Source organism: Paenibacillus sp. FSL W8-0919 (genome assembly GCF_038003785.1).
Lineage (GTDB): Bacteria > Bacillota > Bacilli > Paenibacillales > Paenibacillaceae > Paenibacillus_AQ > Paenibacillus_AQ lactis.
Window position 1 is genome coordinate 2718652 of the sequence record NZ_JBBOPV010000001.1, and the last position, 15855, is coordinate 2734506.

General features: G+C 55.6%; 16 protein-coding genes. 7 read left to right on the plus strand and 9 right to left on the minus strand.

Features of this window, described 5'->3' with window-relative positions:
- Positions 1-8 precede the first annotated feature (8 nt).
- Genes NST44_RS12150 through NST44_RS12170 form a run of 5 tightly spaced genes read right to left on the minus strand, consistent with a single transcriptional unit; the run spans position 9 to position 5570 of the window.
- Positions 9-500, minus strand: a complete 492-nt coding sequence (locus NST44_RS12150) for a GNAT family N-acetyltransferase (protein WP_340899610.1) — start codon at positions 498-500, stop codon at positions 9-11.
- 47 nt (positions 501-547) lie between these two features.
- Positions 548-1657 (minus strand): YheC/YheD family endospore coat-associated protein, encoded by a 1110-nt coding sequence (locus NST44_RS12155; protein WP_340899613.1) that lies wholly within the window; start codon positions 1655-1657, stop codon positions 548-550.
- Positions 1654-3027 (minus strand): YheC/YheD family endospore coat-associated protein, encoded by a 1374-nt coding sequence (locus NST44_RS12160; RefSeq protein ID WP_007127388.1) that lies wholly within the window; start codon positions 3025-3027, stop codon positions 1654-1656. The genes NST44_RS12155 and NST44_RS12160 overlap by 4 nt, the downstream gene beginning before the upstream one ends.
- Positions 3024-4169: a YheC/YheD family endospore coat-associated protein gene (locus tag NST44_RS12165; RefSeq protein ID WP_007127389.1), complete on the minus strand. Its 1146-nt coding sequence runs from the start codon at positions 4167-4169 to the stop codon at positions 3024-3026. The genes NST44_RS12160 and NST44_RS12165 overlap by 4 nt, the downstream gene beginning before the upstream one ends.
- Positions 4170-4181: 12 nt before the next feature.
- Positions 4182-5570: a YheC/YheD family endospore coat-associated protein gene (locus NST44_RS12170; RefSeq protein WP_034272224.1), complete on the minus strand. Its 1389-nt coding sequence runs from the start codon at positions 5568-5570 to the stop codon at positions 4182-4184.
- Between the two features lie 138 nt (positions 5571-5708).
- Here NST44_RS12170 and NST44_RS12175 point away from each other — a divergent pair, with 138 nt between their 5' ends.
- The 3 genes from NST44_RS12175 to NST44_RS12185 all read left to right on the plus strand — a co-directional run bounded on the left by NST44_RS12175 (position 5709) and on the right by NST44_RS12185 (position 7698).
- Positions 5709-6875, plus strand: a complete 1167-nt coding sequence (locus NST44_RS12175; RefSeq protein ID WP_213613651.1) for a DUF445 domain-containing protein — start codon at positions 5709-5711, stop codon at positions 6873-6875.
- Between the two features lie 71 nt (positions 6876-6946).
- A complete protein-coding gene (locus tag NST44_RS12180) occupies positions 6947-7294 on the plus strand; it encodes a YlbF family regulator (protein WP_007127392.1) in 348 nt (115 codons plus the stop codon).
- Between the two features lie 116 nt (positions 7295-7410).
- Complete coding sequence (locus tag NST44_RS12185) at positions 7411-7698, plus strand: hypothetical protein (protein ID WP_007127393.1); 288 nt, start codon at positions 7411-7413, stop codon at positions 7696-7698.
- A 98-nt stretch (positions 7699-7796) separates the two neighbouring features.
- On the opposite strand, the gene NST44_RS12190 is transcribed toward NST44_RS12185, so the two are convergent.
- Positions 7797-8015 carry a hypothetical protein gene (locus NST44_RS12190; RefSeq protein ID WP_340899619.1) on the minus strand — a complete coding sequence of 73 codons (219 nt, stop codon included), beginning with the start codon at positions 8013-8015 and terminating at the stop codon, positions 7797-7799.
- A 125-nt stretch (positions 8016-8140) separates the two neighbouring features.
- Between NST44_RS12190 and NST44_RS12195 the strand changes: the two genes are divergently transcribed.
- Positions 8141-9475: a DRTGG domain-containing protein gene (locus NST44_RS12195; protein ID WP_007127394.1), complete on the plus strand. Its 1335-nt coding sequence runs from the start codon at positions 8141-8143 to the stop codon at positions 9473-9475.
- 226 nt (positions 9476-9701) lie between these two features.
- On the opposite strand, the gene NST44_RS12200 is transcribed toward NST44_RS12195, so the two are convergent.
- From NST44_RS12200 to NST44_RS12210, 3 genes are all read right to left on the minus strand, one after another.
- A complete protein-coding gene (locus NST44_RS12200; RefSeq protein ID WP_210094376.1) occupies positions 9702-10013 on the minus strand; it encodes a YtpI family protein in 312 nt (103 codons plus the stop codon).
- An 83-nt stretch (positions 10014-10096) separates the two neighbouring features.
- Positions 10097-10600, minus strand: a complete 504-nt coding sequence (locus NST44_RS12205) for a hypothetical protein (RefSeq protein WP_028403866.1) — start codon at positions 10598-10600, stop codon at positions 10097-10099.
- Positions 10601-10603: 3 nt separating this feature from the next.
- Positions 10604-10930, minus strand: coding sequence for a YtrH family sporulation protein (locus tag NST44_RS12210; protein WP_007127397.1), 327 nt, complete (start codon positions 10928-10930; stop codon positions 10604-10606).
- A 186-nt stretch (positions 10931-11116) separates the two neighbouring features.
- On the opposite strand from NST44_RS12210, the gene NST44_RS12215 reads away from it, so the two are divergent.
- From NST44_RS12215 to NST44_RS12225, 3 genes are all read left to right on the plus strand, one after another.
- Complete coding sequence (locus NST44_RS12215; protein WP_210094375.1) at positions 11117-14848, plus strand: DNA polymerase III subunit alpha; 3732 nt, start codon at positions 11117-11119, stop codon at positions 14846-14848.
- A gap of 152 nt (positions 14849-15000) precedes the next feature.
- A complete protein-coding gene (locus NST44_RS12220) occupies positions 15001-15498 on the plus strand; it encodes a phosphatidylglycerophosphatase A family protein (RefSeq protein ID WP_007127399.1) in 498 nt (165 codons plus the stop codon).
- 154 nt (positions 15499-15652) lie between these two features.
- Positions 15653-15841: a hypothetical protein gene (locus NST44_RS12225; RefSeq protein WP_007127400.1), complete on the plus strand. Its 189-nt coding sequence runs from the start codon at positions 15653-15655 to the stop codon at positions 15839-15841.
- Positions 15842-15855: the final 14 nt, after the last annotated feature.

Here is a 15855-nt window from a genome sequence, read left to right on the forward strand (position 1 = left end):
GAATAGATTCAGACATCACAGCGAAAGGAACTTGAGGGAGCGCCCATGACTCCGTTCATAACCAGCGTAGGCTTGCCGGTGGGGCCGAGTTCGATTTCAGTCGCTTGGAGCCCTGCCTGAAAGCATATTTTGAGGCTTGCGATATGGTCGGCGGCCACCTTGCAGCGAAGCCGCCCGAGCCGGCTCAGCTGAGAGCGGATCAGGGAAGAACCGATTCCTCTGCTTCGGTAGAGCGGATGAACGGCAATCAGACAGGCGCTCTCCCCGTAATCCTCTGCATAACACATCCCGATCGGAATGCTGCCCACATCGCCGCGAACGGTGGCGGCGATGATGGAGGTGCCGGGCTTCTTCAATTGTTCGTAGGTCAGCGAGCTGAGGCGCTGAACGCCGGTGAGGGTTAAACGCTTATTGCCGTATCGCCGGAAAAAGTCCCGGCACTGCTGCCGGACATACGGCCATTCATCCGGGCGCGAGATTGAGAGCTGCGTGATCTCCACATGATCCCTCCTTTCGTGGAATCGCCGATTGGTCCGGCGAACCGGACCTATCGTTGATTGATTAGATAGCTGGAGTACTGGAATATTCGCTCCAGCGATTTTTTGCGAATGGCAGGCTCATCAAACTTCATCGGTCTTGAGTTGGCTTCGAAGAACCAGAGGATGCCGTCGCTGTCGATGCCCAGGTCCATGGACATTTCGCCATGTGCATAGCCGGAGCATTTTTCGATTTGCCTAGCGATATGCAGGGCGGCTTTACGGACTTCGCCCAGGATCGTTTCGGCCTGCTCCTGGCCGAATACGATCGGCAGCAGCTTCTCGGGGTCCTCAATCGTTCCTCCGCGCGGAACATGGGTGGTAATGCTCTTGGCGCCGGCCATGCGGGCGCCGATTCCGGTTACAGCCCAATTGCCGGACTCCGTCTTCTGGACGAGTATGCGCAGATCGAATGCCCGGCCGTGCACCTGTGCAAGCTCGATGCCCTGCTGGATCAGATACGAGCTTCCCTTCGTTTCTTGATAGATCCGGTTCCACAGCCGCTCGATGGAGGCTGCCTTGTAGGTCGTGCTGTTCTTGTGGTTTTGAATCTGGATGCGGTAAGGGAGCGGGCGGTTTTTCTGGAATCGTACGCTCATGATGCCTTGCCCGGCCTTGCCGTCCTCCGGCTTCAGATACAGATAGGGCTTTCTCCGGATCATCTCATGCAGCGTGGGGAATCCTTTGAGACGTTTGGTGAGCGGCGTCCATTGCTTGGTCAGGCGCGATTTGTTCAGCCATGAGAACAGCCGCCACTTATTGAAGAAGTACGGATTGTAGAGGTCGATTCGCGGATGCTGCTGGATCTCCTTGATTTTTCGCCGTACCCATGGAAGAGCTTCGTCGTCGCGGTTGGGAATCCGATTATAAATGACCTGGGGCAGAGGACATAGCTTCTGCTCCCAGGATTGATCGGCGCTGTTGAACATATAGCCTTTAACTGTCGGGGACTGAAGCTTGAGATCACGCACGGTCATGACATAGACCAGAAAGCCCATATCTCTGCCGGTCTTGATGATTTCTTGAAAGTTCTGACGGTTGCCCCTGAACAGGTTCTGCGGATCATGCATGGTCAGTATCGCTACGACCGGTTTCCCATCTCCTTCAAGTCGACTGGTCACGAGTCATTCCCCCTGTGAAATCCGGCCAGATGCATACTGTACTCCATCACATGATCAACCGACGCTCTGCCTTCTCCCTTGAGCGCAGGATGATTGAAGATCGATCTGCCCGGCTTGGAATTCGCTTCAAACATCCATATTTTCCCGCTGTCATCAATCCCGATATCAAATCCGATTTCACCCAGCAGATGAGCGTGGTGGTTTTCAATAGCCTCCGACATGGCAATCGATGCTTCTTTGGCCCGTTCAAGCACTTCATTCGCTTTTGAACCGAAGGCTCGGGAGAGCGCTTGCTCCGGGGTCAGCAGGGAGCCGCCGTTTTTGATATGCGTCGTCACGCTGCCTCTTCCCGCTTTCTTGGCTCCAATCCCGACAGGGGTCCAGCGGTTTCTGCCGTTTTTATGCATATGGAACCGGAAATCGATCGGGCAGCCGTCGATTTCGATCAGCCGGATTCCCTGCTGGATCACGTAGCTCTTCAGCTTGGACCCGTGCTTGGATTGAAGCATCCGCATCAGGCTGCCGAAGCTCGGAAACTTTAGCAGCGTATTGCCGCCGTTGCCGTGGTATCTGGCGTAATATCCCTTTTTCGGGAGATAGGTTAAGCGGTAAATGCCAAGGCCCAGGCTGCCGGCGGACGGCTTGTAGTAAACGAAATGATGGCGCTCCATCATATCCTTGATCCGCTCCGGGCTCGGATTGTTATAGGTTTCTGGCAAATATTTGCCGGCCTGCACGTCGCCGTCCAGCTTTGAATAGATATCGGATTTATTAAAGAAGCACCAATTGAAGAATTTGATATTCCGTTTGAGGAACCGGTCTCTTAATTGATTGGTAAAGGGCGAAAAGTCGGTTTTTCGGCTTGGAAGCCGGTTATAAACAACATCCGGCAGCGGCACCGTTTTACGGACAAAGCCGCCGCCCGTGCCCAGCATATAGCCCTGCACGGTATTTCGCTGCCAATTGATGTCCCGCGGGGTGAAGGCATATACGAACACCTTCTTGTTGCCCTCCCGCAGAAGCTGGCGGATATACGAGGTGCGGGCACCGAAGGGATTGGAAGGATTGTGAGGGCCGTCGGACAGCACGCCGACCACCGGGCCGAGCTCGACTTCTCCGTCGCGCGGTGAATGGATATAGACCGGCCCGGACCTCGGTACATGGAGATTGTTCCGCGTGCCGGCACTCACATAGATATGCTTTCCCGATCGGTCAATCGGCTTCACCACCGCGTTCACCGAGTCGGTGCCGATGCGGAGCCTGATCGTTTTCCTGCTCGAGAGCCCCAAACTTTTCATTAAGGAACCGGACAAAAAGACGACTTTTTCGGGCTGCTGCGAGAAATGAATATTACCGAAATTCAAACTCATGTATTTACCCTCCTAAGTTGTCGAAGCAATAAATAACGGGCATATTGAATCGGATGTTCGACGGACCGCCGGGCGGCCTTGGAATCCCCTGTCAGCACGAATGCGCGCCGGCCCGGCTTGGAATTTGCCTCAAGGATCCACACCTTCCCCCGGGTATCCACCCCGAAATCGATCCCGAGCTCTCCAAGCCGGCCGAAGCCTTCCTCAAGAAGAGGGGGAATCCGGGCGGACAAATTCCGGATGGTGTCCATAATCGCCCGCGCCTTCTCTTCACCGAATTCGGATATTAGATAAGGAAGGGCCGGATAGGCTGTGCCGCCTCCATGTAGGTTGGAGGTCATTCCTTGCTCGGCGCCTTGGCGAACCGCAATGCCCGTTATGGACCAGATGCCCCGGTCATTTTTTTGAACGAGTGACCGGACGTCAAAGGGGTTCCCGTCTTGGTTATGAAGCTGCAGGTAGGGTTGAATGATAAACCTGCGCCTTCCGGTAAAGCTTCTCACCCAGGTGTTCAGCTCCTGTGCCGGAATGGTCTGCCGGAATATCGTATTGCTTCGATCTCTTCCTTGCAGCAAGGCGGTATGGTTCTCTTTCAAGGATATATATAATGAATGGCGCCCATGGGAGCCTCCACTGGGCTTCATAAAGATGCTGCCGTTCAGCGCAAGCAGAGCTCTGCTTAGCGAATCGGCTCCGGTATAACGGATCGTTGCCGGCAAATGAGGCCTCAGCAATGGGGAGCGCTTGAGCAGCTGATGCACCTTCGCCTTGCCCGGCAATCCGCGTGACCATAGTTTGGATCCCTGCTGCAACAATCGGCTGATCCATTCGCCGGCGGCTGCCGATTCTTGGCCGCTGCCGTGCAGGCAACGGTCATAAATGACGTCAGGCAGCGGGAAGCTTCCGCTGATCCAGCCGTCGCCCGGATGGAAGCGGTAGCCCTTGATGCTGACTGCCCGGTTGCCGGCGGCCTGAGCAAGCGGAAGGCCGGCGTCCTCATCCGGACAAAAAACAAATACCTTCATTCCGAGCTTCTCCGCTGCCAAGCTGAGTTCCCGTAAATAATGCTTCTCGGCAAAGGGAGGCGAGCCCGGTCTGCGGCATACCATGACACCGATGGTGCCGTTTATGCTAGAAGACATAGGTTTCTCCTTTTAAAAGCCCGTCAAGTATTGACAGTATTGAACAAGGCGGACGGCCGAGGGCCTTACCTTGGAGGTGGCGCTCAGCGGAGCGTTCTCGCTTTTGGAGGGCTTGGAATTGACCTCCAGCAGCCAAATCTGCCCTTTCGTATCAATCGCCAGATCGATGCCCAGCTCTCCGAAGTGGTACGGGAGCGCCGCCTCTAATCCGTTGGCGATGTCAAGAGCCGCCCTGTTCATTCTGGCGGGCGCGGTCTGCTTCAGTGATTGCGGGATGCCGCTCATCGCCAGCGCATCCTTAACGGGGGATAATGTGCCGCCCCGGGCAAGGTTGGAGACAAAATGATTGCCGCCCGCAATGCGCGCGACGACGGAAGTAACCGCCCATTTTCCGCTTTTGTCTTTGTGGACAAGTGCCCGGAAATCGACATTGCGGCGATTGATTCGGATCAGATCCAGCCCCTGCTGGATCTGGTAACGCGTTTTTTTAATTTTGCCGGATAAGCTGCGGAACAGCTTGGAAAGCGAGGAGTAGGAGTGTTTACTGATCCCTTCAAGGGAGGTGGTCATCGTCTGATAGGTGCCGTTCCCTAAGCGGGTAATCCGAATAATTCCTTTGCCAAGGCTTCCCCGAACCGGTTTGAGGAAGACAGTCTGATAAGCGTTGCACATTTTTTTGAGCATCGAGTAGCCGCCGAGCAAATAGGATTCAGGTAAATATTTTTGCAGCTTCGGGTCAGGTGCAAGCGCCTCGAAGACATCGGATTTATCCAGGAACTTTTCATTGAAGATATGTGTCCCGAATCGCGATTTTACTTCTCTCATAAAATGCTGTACGCTAGGACTGTTCTCCAGTTTGCGGGTAGACAGCCGGTTATTGATGACGTCAGGAGCCGGAACGGTTACCTTTTTCCAACCATCATGATAGGAAACGGCTTCGAGTGTGGAAGGGTTGGTACCGATCATGTCAGGGGTGAAAAAGTACACATAAGCGCCCAGCTTTTTGCAGGCGTTTACCATTTCCAGGCAGAAGGAAGAGATCGATCCGAACGGTTTGGCGGGGTCATCCGGCTGATAGCGGCTGACCATGACGCCGATAAGCGGACCGAGCCTCAGTATTCTTTCCGCGGGGAAGTACTTGACACTCATGAAGGAGCTTGGAAGAAGTCCGGATTTGTTGAATAACGTAGGGTTCAGGCGAAGCGACTTGGATTTTCCTCCCGGACTGACGCGTATTTCCTGCTTGAAGGAGCCGAAAGCAAGCTGTATCGGTGCATCTGTTGGAATTCGGAGCTGTCTAATAAGCCGGTCCCCCAGCTTGATATCGTTCTCCGGCAGCCCGGCTGAATGGATCAGCGATATCGTGGTTCTGGTGCGGGACATGGATTTCGATTTGGACATCTTGGATCTCCTTCCGACAAACAACTGGATGTCTAGGTGAACAGACGAAGACTTCATCTGATCATTTGCATGTAATGCATCATATGAGGACATATATCCCTTGGTGATTGTACTGCTCGTGAAAAAGGAGTGTAGGAAATGCCGAACTGGCTGTTTATTTTGGTGAACGTGGGGGTCGCTGCATTCGTCGGCGGCATCACGAACCACTTTGCGATCAAAATGCTGTTTCACCCGCGCAAAGAGGTCACCTTTCTGGGCCGCCGCCTGCCCTTCACCCCGGGACTGATTCCGAAGCGGAAGGATGAAATCGCCGAATCGCTAGGATATGTGGTCTCGGATTATCTCGTGACCAGCGAAGGCCTGCAGGAATTTATCCGCAAGCCGGCATTCCGCGGCAAGGTTGAGGAGGCAATCAACCGTAAGCTTCAGGAATGGAACGGCTCGGAGGACAGCATTCACGAATTGGCGCTGAAGGTATGGAGCGCGGAGGAATGGGAGGAGCTCAAGCTTCGGGCGGAGCAGGCCGCTCGCAGACTGACGGCCAAGGGAGCGGCTGCGGTCTGGCAGGAGTATAGGCTGCATGAGAAGCCGCTGAAGACGCTGATTCCCGGCTGGTCGAAGGAAACATTGGAAGGCTGGGGCGAAAAGGCGGCCGATATCGTGCTGAAGGAGCTTGGGAGTACGCTGATGTCAGCCGAAGGCCAGCGCATGCTGACTAAAATGGCTTCATCCTTAATGGATAAAGCCGGCGGTTTTCTCGGTACCATGGCAGCGATCTTCGTAGATGAGGAGAAGATGGTGCAGAAGCTGACGCCCATGCTCATTCAACAGCTGGAGAGCGAGAAGGTCCGCGAGGCGGTAGCGGACATGATCGCAAGGAAGCTGGCGGAATACGGAGAAATGCCGCTTGGCGAGCTGATCGAACAGGCTGCGGGTGAACCCGGCTTAGCCTTGATCAGCCGCAGACTGGATGAGAGCCTGCCATGGTCCGAATGGCTCGAGCGGCTGGGGCAGCTGCGCCTGGCTACGATCATCGGCCCGCGAATGCCGGCAATTGAAGCAGTGCTGCCGGGCTTATTGGATAAAGGGCTCCGGTTCCTCGAGCGCAGTATTCCGGTAGCGATGAAGGCGGTGAATCTTCCGCAGCTCGTTCAAGAGCAGGTGCAGAAATTTCCCGTCGAACGGCTGGAGCAGGTCATTCTCAGCGTATCCGGGCGGGAATTCCGGGCGATTACTTGGCTGGGGGTCCTCCTTGGCGGATTCATCGGGTTGTTTCAATCGCTGCTGACGATGCTCTGGAGGTAAGGAATCGGCAAGTAAGCAATGCGAATCTTTAGGCGGTGAATAGACCGCCATTTATTTGGAGGGAATCGAACATGAATATTTATGATAAAGCGCATGATTTGGCAAAAGCGATGAAGGAAAGCCAGGAGGTCCAGGAGATTACGGCAGCGATGAAGCTGGTGGAGGCAGACCCTGACAGCAAGCGGATGCTGGATGATTTCCGCCAGCGGCAAATGGAGATGCAGCAGCGCATGATGTCCGGCGATATGCCGTCGCAGGACGAAATGGAGAAGATGGAGAAGTCGTTCGAGGTGCTGAGCTTGAATCTGAACATCCGCCGCCTCTTCGATGCGGAGCGGCGCCTGAGCATCATCATCGAGGATGTAAACAAGATCATTTCGGACAGCCTGGCGCATTTGTACGCCCCGAATCAAGCCTGAGCCGATCCGTTTTTTGCGAATCCTCGAAAAAAACTGAAAACTTGTCTCATAAATCGCAGCTTCTCCTCATAGAGTAGGAATATAGATTTCAAGAGTAGAGGAGCTGCGAAACGTCCATGAAAAAGAAGAGAAACAAATTCAAGCACACGGCGTATCTGCTGATAGCACTCGGCATGCTTGTATACGCCCTTCCCAGCATTTCGTTCTCCGGAGGGTTCTCATGGGTATCTCTGTTCGGCGCGGTTTGGGCCGGGTTCGCCCTGCTTGTCATCGCCTCGCATCTGTATTACCTGATCGGCGTTGATGAAGCGAAGCAGAAGGCGCTTGACGAGATCCGCAAGGAGAAGATGCGGCAGTGGGAGCTGAAATGGCCGGAGGAGCAAAAGGGCCAGGAAGCCAATTAAGCCGCAGAAGCGGTCAGCCTGGCGGGAACTTGCGGGCTTTGAGGACTGCAATCGACGACCGTTGAACAAAAAAATGAAAAGAACTCCCCTGTACGGTGTTACGATGCATTTGGCATGCTTTGCTCCGGCAGGGGAGTTTTTTTGTGCGTTGCGAAGCGTTTGCCGCGACGATATGTATCCTGAGCACATGCGATCATGTCAAAACGCCACACACGCAACCGAGGCTGTCGTCTTGCAACGTTGACTGCTGCAAAGGCAAGCAGCCGTTCCGGTTCGGAATGCCGCGAAAAAATGGAGGGCATGGTTTCCGGCAGCATGACAAACCTCCCGGAAATCGCATGGTAAAGCCTTGCGATTATGTTATACACCTAGTTATGTTTAGGCTGCACCCGTGATATAATAGATACAGTATGATACAGATAGGGACTAGGGGGTATAACAGTTGAACGCACGTGATGATACGATTACCAAGCATGAGCAGCTGGTTCAACATATTGAAAGCCTGAAGATCGGAAGTAAAATTTCCGTTCGCCGGCTGGCCAAAGAGATGGGCGTGAGCGAAGGGACCGCCTATCGGGCGGTGAAAGAGGCGGAGAGCCTTGGGATCGTGGTCACGAAGGAGAGAATCGGCACCGTTCGCGTCGAGCGCAAGCCCCGGAACATTTCCGAGCAGCTGACCTTCGCCGATGTGGTGGAAATTGTGGAAGGCCACGTCCTCGGCGGCGCACAGGGCCTGAACAAAAGCCTGCACAAATACGTGATCGGCGCCATGAAGGTGGAGGCGATGATCCGATATATCGATGCCGGAAGCCTGATGATTGTCGGCAACCGGGAGGACGCCCACTCCCTTGCACTGGAACAGGGGGCAGGGGTGCTGATTACCGGCGGGTTCGGAACGAGCCGTGAGGTCAAGCAGCTGGCGGATCAGCTGGACCTGCCGATCATTTCCTCCCGGCATGATACCTTTACCGTAGCCTCGATGATCAATCGCGCTATTTTCGACCGGTTAATCAAGAAAAAAATCATGCTGGTTGAAGACATCGCTTTGGAAAAGCCGAGAAACCATCAGCTGAAAAACTCAGTGACCGTGAAGGAGTTTAAACGGATCACGCAGGAAACGGGCCAGAACCGCTATCCGGTCACGGATGAGTGGAACCGGGTGATCGGCATTGTCGGGGTTCGGGACGTTGAAGGCATGGCGGACACGCAGCCGATCGAGAAGGCGATGACGCGAAATCCGGTGACAGCCGGCATGAAAACGTCGCTTGCATCGGCCGCCCAGATCATGATGTGGGAAGGCATCGATTTTCTGCCGATCGTGGACAAAAACCGCAAGCTAATTGCCACGGTCACCCGCAAGGAGGTGCTCGGCGCGCTCCGTGATGCGCGAAACCAGCCTCAGCTCGGCGAGACGTTCGATCAGCTGATCTGGAACGGCATTGCGGAGGACCGGGATGAGGAAGGACATCTGTTCTTCCACGGTTTCATTACGCCCCAGATGGCGACGGATCTGGGTACGATTTCGCAAGGAGTGCTGACGACGGTGATGAGTCAAGCTGCCGTCAAGGCTGCTAAAGATATCAGCGGCTGGGATTACGTCCTGGATCATCTGTCCACGTATTTCCTCCGGCCGGTCCAGATCGAGGATCCGATTCTAATTATGCCGAAGCTGCTGGAGATCAGCCGCAAAACGTGCAAGATGGAGGTTGAAATCCAGCACCAGTCCAGTACGATCGCCAAGGCGGTCATGACGATGCAAGCGATTGATCACGGATAGGAAAAAGGATCGCGTATAGGAAAGCACGGATAAGAAAGCTATACGATCGCTGGCAGGAAAGGCTAATGAACCGGCGGCGTACGGAAACATTCGGGAGAGTGGAAGCAGCAAAAGGGCATCTCGCAGGTTAAATCAACCTTCGGGATGCCCTTATTGATGTACAAGCAGGTCAAGCATGTGTAGAAGCTGCCTGGCTTGCGGTGGGATATACTAGGCTACACGGCCATCAGCCTTCGGCGCGTGCTTTCCTCAATCTGCTGTAATAGGACCGGCTTCGGATTCCGGCAAAAAGGTTAAAGGCGCCGAGCACCAAAAACGCCGCTTCGACGATGACGGCCGGGGTCGATCCCCTGAACAGGAACATGCAGACGAGCGACAGCGAGATGAGCATAATGCCCATGTACAGATTCATCATGGCCATATGGAAGCCGCGGTCGGCCGGATCGGCAACGCGCCGGGCCCGAATGCTGTACAGCGCGGCGGCGATGACGGACAGCACCAGGATGATGAACAGGGCATAACGGATAACGGTTATCATGGAAAAGCTCCTTTTTTGGTTCACAACATGTCCGCTTGGAACGCAGCATGTCGATCCGATTCAATCTTGGCAACGATATTGTATCATGATCCGGTCGACTTTGCATCCACGGGGGTGACGGTGAACCAGATCTGAAGCACGCCATCCACAACGAGCATGGTTCGGATCTGAACCTTGTAATCCTTCTCTCTGACGGTATAAATCTTGTCATTGAGCAGGGAGCGGGTAAGCTTGCTATCCGTGTCGATATCGAAGACGCTGCGTCCGCGAAGAACCGCGAGATCTTCCGACATCAGCTTGACGATCTCTTTCGAAATCAGTGGATCGAGCGGCGCGCTGACATTCTCCTCGCTTCGGATTTTAATTTCCCGAATGACGGTGGTCTGCTTGTTGTACTTTTTTAACGTCGCGATATCATCCTCATATTGGGTGATCTGAAGCTGCTGGGCTAGATTCGTCTCCCACAGCTTATTGTAGGCTGCATGATACAGGGAGTTGTAGACGATGCTGCCGACGATCATCCCCAGCACGAAGATGGAAGCGGCTTGATAGAAAGGGCGGAATCGGTGGGGAGGAGGCACTCGCATAGGCTACCCCTTGTTCGAGCACACCCATTTGACCAGCTCGCTGCCCATATGTGCTCCGAGAAATGCAAAGCATAGATATAGAATCTGCTTGATCGCAGGCGAAAGATTGCCTCCGAGCATGTTGCTCTCAATAACCCGCATCGGATCGATGGTGCCCCCGATTGCCGCGGCCAACGCCCATATTTTGATTCGGTCGGCGATCTCCATCATCGTATGGGTCGGGGGCTGAAGGGACAGGACGGCACCTATGCCTCCTACCATGGCTCCTCCCAGCACGATGCCGAAGGCTATGAAAAAGTCAAGAATCGCCTTGGATAAAAACACGCCCATACTCTTTATCCCCTTTCTTCTCGTGGCGGTGCTGCCGCCACTTGCGACTGCCTGTCCGCAGGCGCTCTAGTTTCATTATATGGGCGGGCCTTGTGGGATTATGATAAAATGATATAAGGACTTTTTAATGAACATGATCTGTTTGTTCGATTGATATAAATGAACCGGCGAAAGGAAGGCGTTACGATGAGCTCTTTCGTGCATTTGCACGTGCATAGTGAATACAGTTTGCTCGATGGAGCGGCACGTATCGGCGACCTGGTGCGGGAAGCTGCGGAGCTTGGAATGAAGTCGCTGGCGCTGACGGATCATGGCGTCATGTACGGCGCGATTCCGTTCTACAAAGCTTGTCTGGCCCATGGCATCAAGCCGATCATCGGCTGTGAGGCATATATCACGGCAGGCTCCCGCAAAGAGCGGGGAAGCCGGAAGGATCAGCCGATCTATCACCTGATTCTTCTGGCCAAGAACGATATCGGTTACCGCAATCTGATGAAGCTGTGCTCCATCGGCCATCTGGAAGGCTATCATTACAGACCGCGGATCGATATGGAGGCGCTGGCAGCCCATCATGAAGGCATTATCTGTCTGAGCGCTTGTCTAGGCGGGGAAGTGCCGCAGCATTTGCTGCATGGGCGGGAAGCGGAGGCCAGGGCGGCCGCGCTTCGCTACCAGGCTATCTTCGGAGACGATTTCTATCTGGAGCTTCAAGACCACGGGCTGCCGGAGCAGAAGCGGGTCAATCCGCAGCTGATCGCGCTTAGCCGCGAAACGGGCATTCCGCTTGCGGCTACGAACGATGTTCACTATCTGACGCAGGAAGATGCCGAGGTGCAGGATGTGCTGATCTGCATCGGCACAGGCAAGACGGTGGAGGATGAGGACCGGCTGCGGATCCCGACAAGCCAGCTGTATTTGAAGGACGGCCGGGAGATGGAGCGGCTGTTCCCGCATGTGCCTGAAGCGATCGCCAACACGGCCCGAATTGCGGATCAATGCAGCCTTGAGCTGGAATTCGGAAAATCCATTTTGCCGGAGTACCGTTCCCTTCCGGAAGGGACAAGCTCCGCGGAATATTTAAGGCAGCTGTGCGAGAACGGGCTCCGGGACCGATACGAGAATACCGAACGCTGGCAGTCCCCCGAGCTTAAGGAGCAGCTGGAGCAGCGTCTGAGCTATGAGCTGGACGTGATCGAAAGAATGGGCTTCAGCGATTATTTTCTGATCGTGTGGGACTTCATCGCGTATGCGCATCGCCAAGGCATCGCGGTCGGACCGGGCAGGGGCTCCTCCGCGGGCAGCCTTGTCGCTTATACGCTCCGGATCACGAACGTCGATCCGATGAAGTATAAATTGTTGTTTGAACGGTTTCTGAATCCCGAGCGGGTCACGATGCCGGATATCGATATCGACTTCAGCGACGAGCGGCGGGATGAAGTTATCGATTATGTGGTGAACAAATACGGCCGGGAGCATGTCGCCCAGATCATTACGTTCGGTACGATGGCAGCGCGTGCAGCTGTACGCGATGTGGGACGCGCGCTCAACGTGCCGTTCGGCGACGTGGATAAAGCGGCCAAGCTGATCCCGAACCATCTGGGCATCAGCATTGCCAAGGCGATGGAGCAAAGTCCGCAGCTGAAGGAGCAATACGAGACAAGACCGAAGGTGCGCGAGCTGCTCGACATGGCGATGAAGGTCGAGGGAATGCCCCGCCATGCCTCTACGCATGCGGCGGGCGTCGTCATTTCCCGCGATCCGCTTACCGATGCCGTTCCGCTTCAGGAGGGCAGCGAGCGGACCGCGCTGACGCAGTATTCCATGGAGCATCTGGAAAGCGTCGGACTGCTCAAGATGGATTTTCTTGGCCTGCGCACCCTCTCCATTATTGAACGGACGCTGAAGTGGATCCAGGAGCATCGGGAGGAGGCCCTGGACCTGACGCAGGTGCCGGACGACGATCCGCTTACGTACGAAATGCTCGGCAAAGGCGAGACAACGGGCGTGTTCCAGCTGGAGTCCGCCGGCATGCGCCGGGTCCTGAAGGAACTGAAGCCTTCGGCCTTCGAGGATATCGTGTCCGTAAACGCACTGTACCGTCCGGGTCCGATGGAGTTTATTCCGAAATACATTCAGGCCAAGCACGGCCGGATCGAGGTGGAGTATCCGCATCCGGATCTGATCCCGATCCTCGGCGATACGTACGGGATCATCGTGTACCAGGAGCAGATCATGCAGATTGCCTCAAGCATGGCGGGCTTTACGCTCGGGGAGGCGGATTTGCTCCGCCGGGCCGTATCGAAGAAGAAACGCGAGGTGCTGGACCGGGAGCGGAGCCATTTCGTTGCAGGCAGCCTCAAGATGGGATACGGCGAGGACGACGCTAACCGCGTGTACGATATGATCGTGCGCTTCGCGGATTACGGCTTCCCTCGGGCGCATGCGGCGGCGTACGGCGTGCTCGCTTTTCAGACGGCCTATCTGAAGGCGCACTACCCGGTTCAATTCATGGCTTCGATGCTGACGGCCGTCATGGGCAGCCACCGAAAGGTAGCCGAATACGTGCTCGAAGCGCGGCGGATGGGCATCGAGGTGCTGCCGCCGGATGTCAATGAGAGCGGGACCTATTTCACGCCGGTGCCGGTGCCCGCAGGATCGGCAGGCGCGGAGCGCGGGCCGGAATCGGCGGAGCCATCCGCAGGGAGTATCCGCTTCGGGCTGGCCGCGATTAAGAACGTCGGCACCCAAGCGGTCGAGAACATTGCGGCCATCCGCAAAGAGAAGCCGTTCGAGAGCCTGCTGGACTTCTGCCGCCGCGTCGATCTTCGCGTATGCAATAAACGCGTGATCGAATCGCTCATTCAAGCCGGGGCGTTCGATTCCCTGCCGGGCCACCGCTCCCAGCTCGTCGCGATGCTTGACGAAACCGTGGAAGCGGCCGTCAAGTGGCGCAAGGAACGCGATGACCTGCAGATTCAGCTGTTCGACTTCGTTGAGACGCCGAACTGGGATATCGAATATCCCGATATTGCGCCCTATTCTCAAGGCCAGCAGCTTGAATTCGAGCGGGAGCTGCTCGGGATGTATCTGTCCGGGCATCCGCTCGACGGATTCGACGAGATTCTGGAGGAGACCGGGGCGGACCGGCTGATGGAGCTGCACGAAGCGCAGGATGAATCGATGGCAGCAGTAGCCGGCATGGTGGTCTCCCTGAAGACCATCACGACGAAGCAAGGGAAGGCAATGGCCTTCATGGAGTGCGAGGATCAGATCGAGCGCTGCGAAGTGGTGCTGTTTCCGGAAGTGTGGAAGCGAAGCGCGCACCTGATCGAGAAGGGGGCCCTGCTGGCCATTCGCGCCAAGGTGCAGCTGCAGGATGAGGGCTTCAAGCTGCTTGCCGAAGAGGTGGCGCCGCTTGAAGCCGGGACGCTGCGGCAGCTGGTGCAGCGCAGCAAGGTCCGCGCGGCAGGCGGCGGACGAAGCCGTCCGCAGCAGACCTCCGGCGGCGGCATGCCCCGGCGAGAGGCTGCCGCCGAGCCGCCGGCCCCGGAAGCGCCGAGCCGCCGGCCAGGCGCTTCCGCTGCAGGGCTCGCTCCGCAGCCGGATGCGGGCGCATCGCCGGCGACGGCGAAGCCCCGCGAGGCCGCGAAGCGAGCCGCCCGCCCGGACCGGCTGAGCCCGTCAAGACCCGAGCAGCGGGTCTTTATCAAGATCAGCCGGGAGGCCGAGAAGCCGGAGCTGCTGGTGAAGCTGAAAGAGCTGTTGCAGCGGCATCCGGGGGACATGCCGACCGTACTGTTCTACGAGCGGAGCCAGAAGGTGCTCGCCCTGAGCGACGCGTATCGGATTAACCTCTCCGATGAGCTGAATGCCCAAATGATAAGCATGCTGGGCGAAGATACCGTAAAGGTTCGGTAAGCCTGAAAAAATAAGAACGTTTCATATCCCTCCCGCATACAATTAGGACACTACAGCAAAGTGGCCGAGTACTCCCTGGAGGTGATCCGGGCACAGGATTTTGCCCATCCACCTATGGAGCTATCGGCTGATCGTAAGCGGGAGGGATTATTATGTCACTGGACTTGGCAGAGAGCATGCTAAGCCGCAGGGGGGTCAGCATTACCGCCATTGCGGACATCGTATTTCAGCTGCAGCAGCGGTATCATCCGGGATTAACGCTGGAACAGTGCGAGGACAGCGTCCGCGCCGTTCTTGGCAAGAGAGAAGTGCAGTATACGTTGTTTACGGGAATTGCGCTCGATGAATTGGCGGAGAGAAAGCTGCTGCCGCAGCCTCTGCAATCGATCATGGAGAACGACGAGCCGCTGTACGGGGTCGATGAAACGATGGCGCTCGGGGTCACCAGCATTTATGGAATGATCGGGTTGACAAGTTTCGGATATTTGGATAAAGAAAAAATTGGCGTTATTGAAATATTGAATGAAAAAATGGATGGAATTCATGTATTTCTCGACGATTTGGTGGCAGGCATCGCAGCAGCGGCGTCCTCGCGGATCGCGCATAACAATCCCGATGCGGCAAGCTATTCCGCGAGTTCTGACGAATGACCGCGAGCCCTGTCGTTTAAGGGTCGGCGGCCGGTCAGGCCGCTTTTCAGCCCCCTGCTCTCTTTGTTGAGGTAAAAACTGAAGTATGTTATCATTATCCATTATATCGGCTCAGGATATGCCTGTGGAACGAGATTAGGGGGATCTGAAAGGCATGTGGACGGTTATCTATATTGCGCCAACTGCGAAGGTGGCGGAAATGATCCAAACCAGGCTGACGGAAGAAGGTTTTTTGGTTAAAAGCCGTCCTGTGAATTTATCCAAACAGCAGTTTGAAATATTGGTACCCTCCGGAGAGCTTGAGGAAGTACAGGAAGTGTTGAATTCGATATTGCACCCATAGGATATATGGGCTAC

Coding starts and splice junctions, on each gene's coding strand:
- NST44_RS12160 (WP_007127388.1), bottom strand. CDS start 3,027: ATGAGTTTGAATTTCGGTAATATTCATTTCTCGCAGCAGCCCGAAAAA.
- NST44_RS12165 (WP_007127389.1), bottom strand. CDS start 4,169: ATGTCTTCTAGCATAAACGGCACCATCGGTGTCATGGTATGCCGCAGA.
- NST44_RS12170 (WP_034272224.1), bottom strand. CDS start 5,570: ATGTCCAAATCGAAATCCATGTCCCGCACCAGAACCACGATATCGCTG.
- NST44_RS12175 (WP_213613651.1), top strand. CDS start 5,709: ATGCCGAACTGGCTGTTTATTTTGGTGAACGTGGGGGTCGCTGCATTC.
- NST44_RS12180 (WP_007127392.1), top strand. CDS start 6,947: ATGAATATTTATGATAAAGCGCATGATTTGGCAAAAGCGATGAAGGAA.
- NST44_RS12185 (WP_007127393.1), top strand. CDS start 7,411: ATGAAAAAGAAGAGAAACAAATTCAAGCACACGGCGTATCTGCTGATA.
- NST44_RS12190 (WP_340899619.1), bottom strand. CDS start 8,015: ATGCTGCCGGAAACCATGCCCTCCATTTTTTCGCGGCATTCCGAACCG.
- NST44_RS12200 (WP_210094376.1), bottom strand. CDS start 10,013: ATGATAACCGTTATCCGTTATGCCCTGTTCATCATCCTGGTGCTGTCC.
- NST44_RS12205 (WP_028403866.1), bottom strand. CDS start 10,600: ATGCGAGTGCCTCCTCCCCACCGATTCCGCCCTTTCTATCAAGCCGCT.
- NST44_RS12210 (WP_007127397.1), bottom strand. CDS start 10,930: ATGGGCGTGTTTTTATCCAAGGCGATTCTTGACTTTTTCATAGCCTTC.
- NST44_RS12215 (WP_210094375.1), top strand. CDS start 11,117: ATGAGCTCTTTCGTGCATTTGCACGTGCATAGTGAATACAGTTTGCTC.
- NST44_RS12220 (WP_007127399.1), top strand. CDS start 15,001: ATGTCACTGGACTTGGCAGAGAGCATGCTAAGCCGCAGGGGGGTCAGC.
- NST44_RS12225 (WP_007127400.1), top strand. CDS start 15,653: ATGTGGACGGTTATCTATATTGCGCCAACTGCGAAGGTGGCGGAAATG.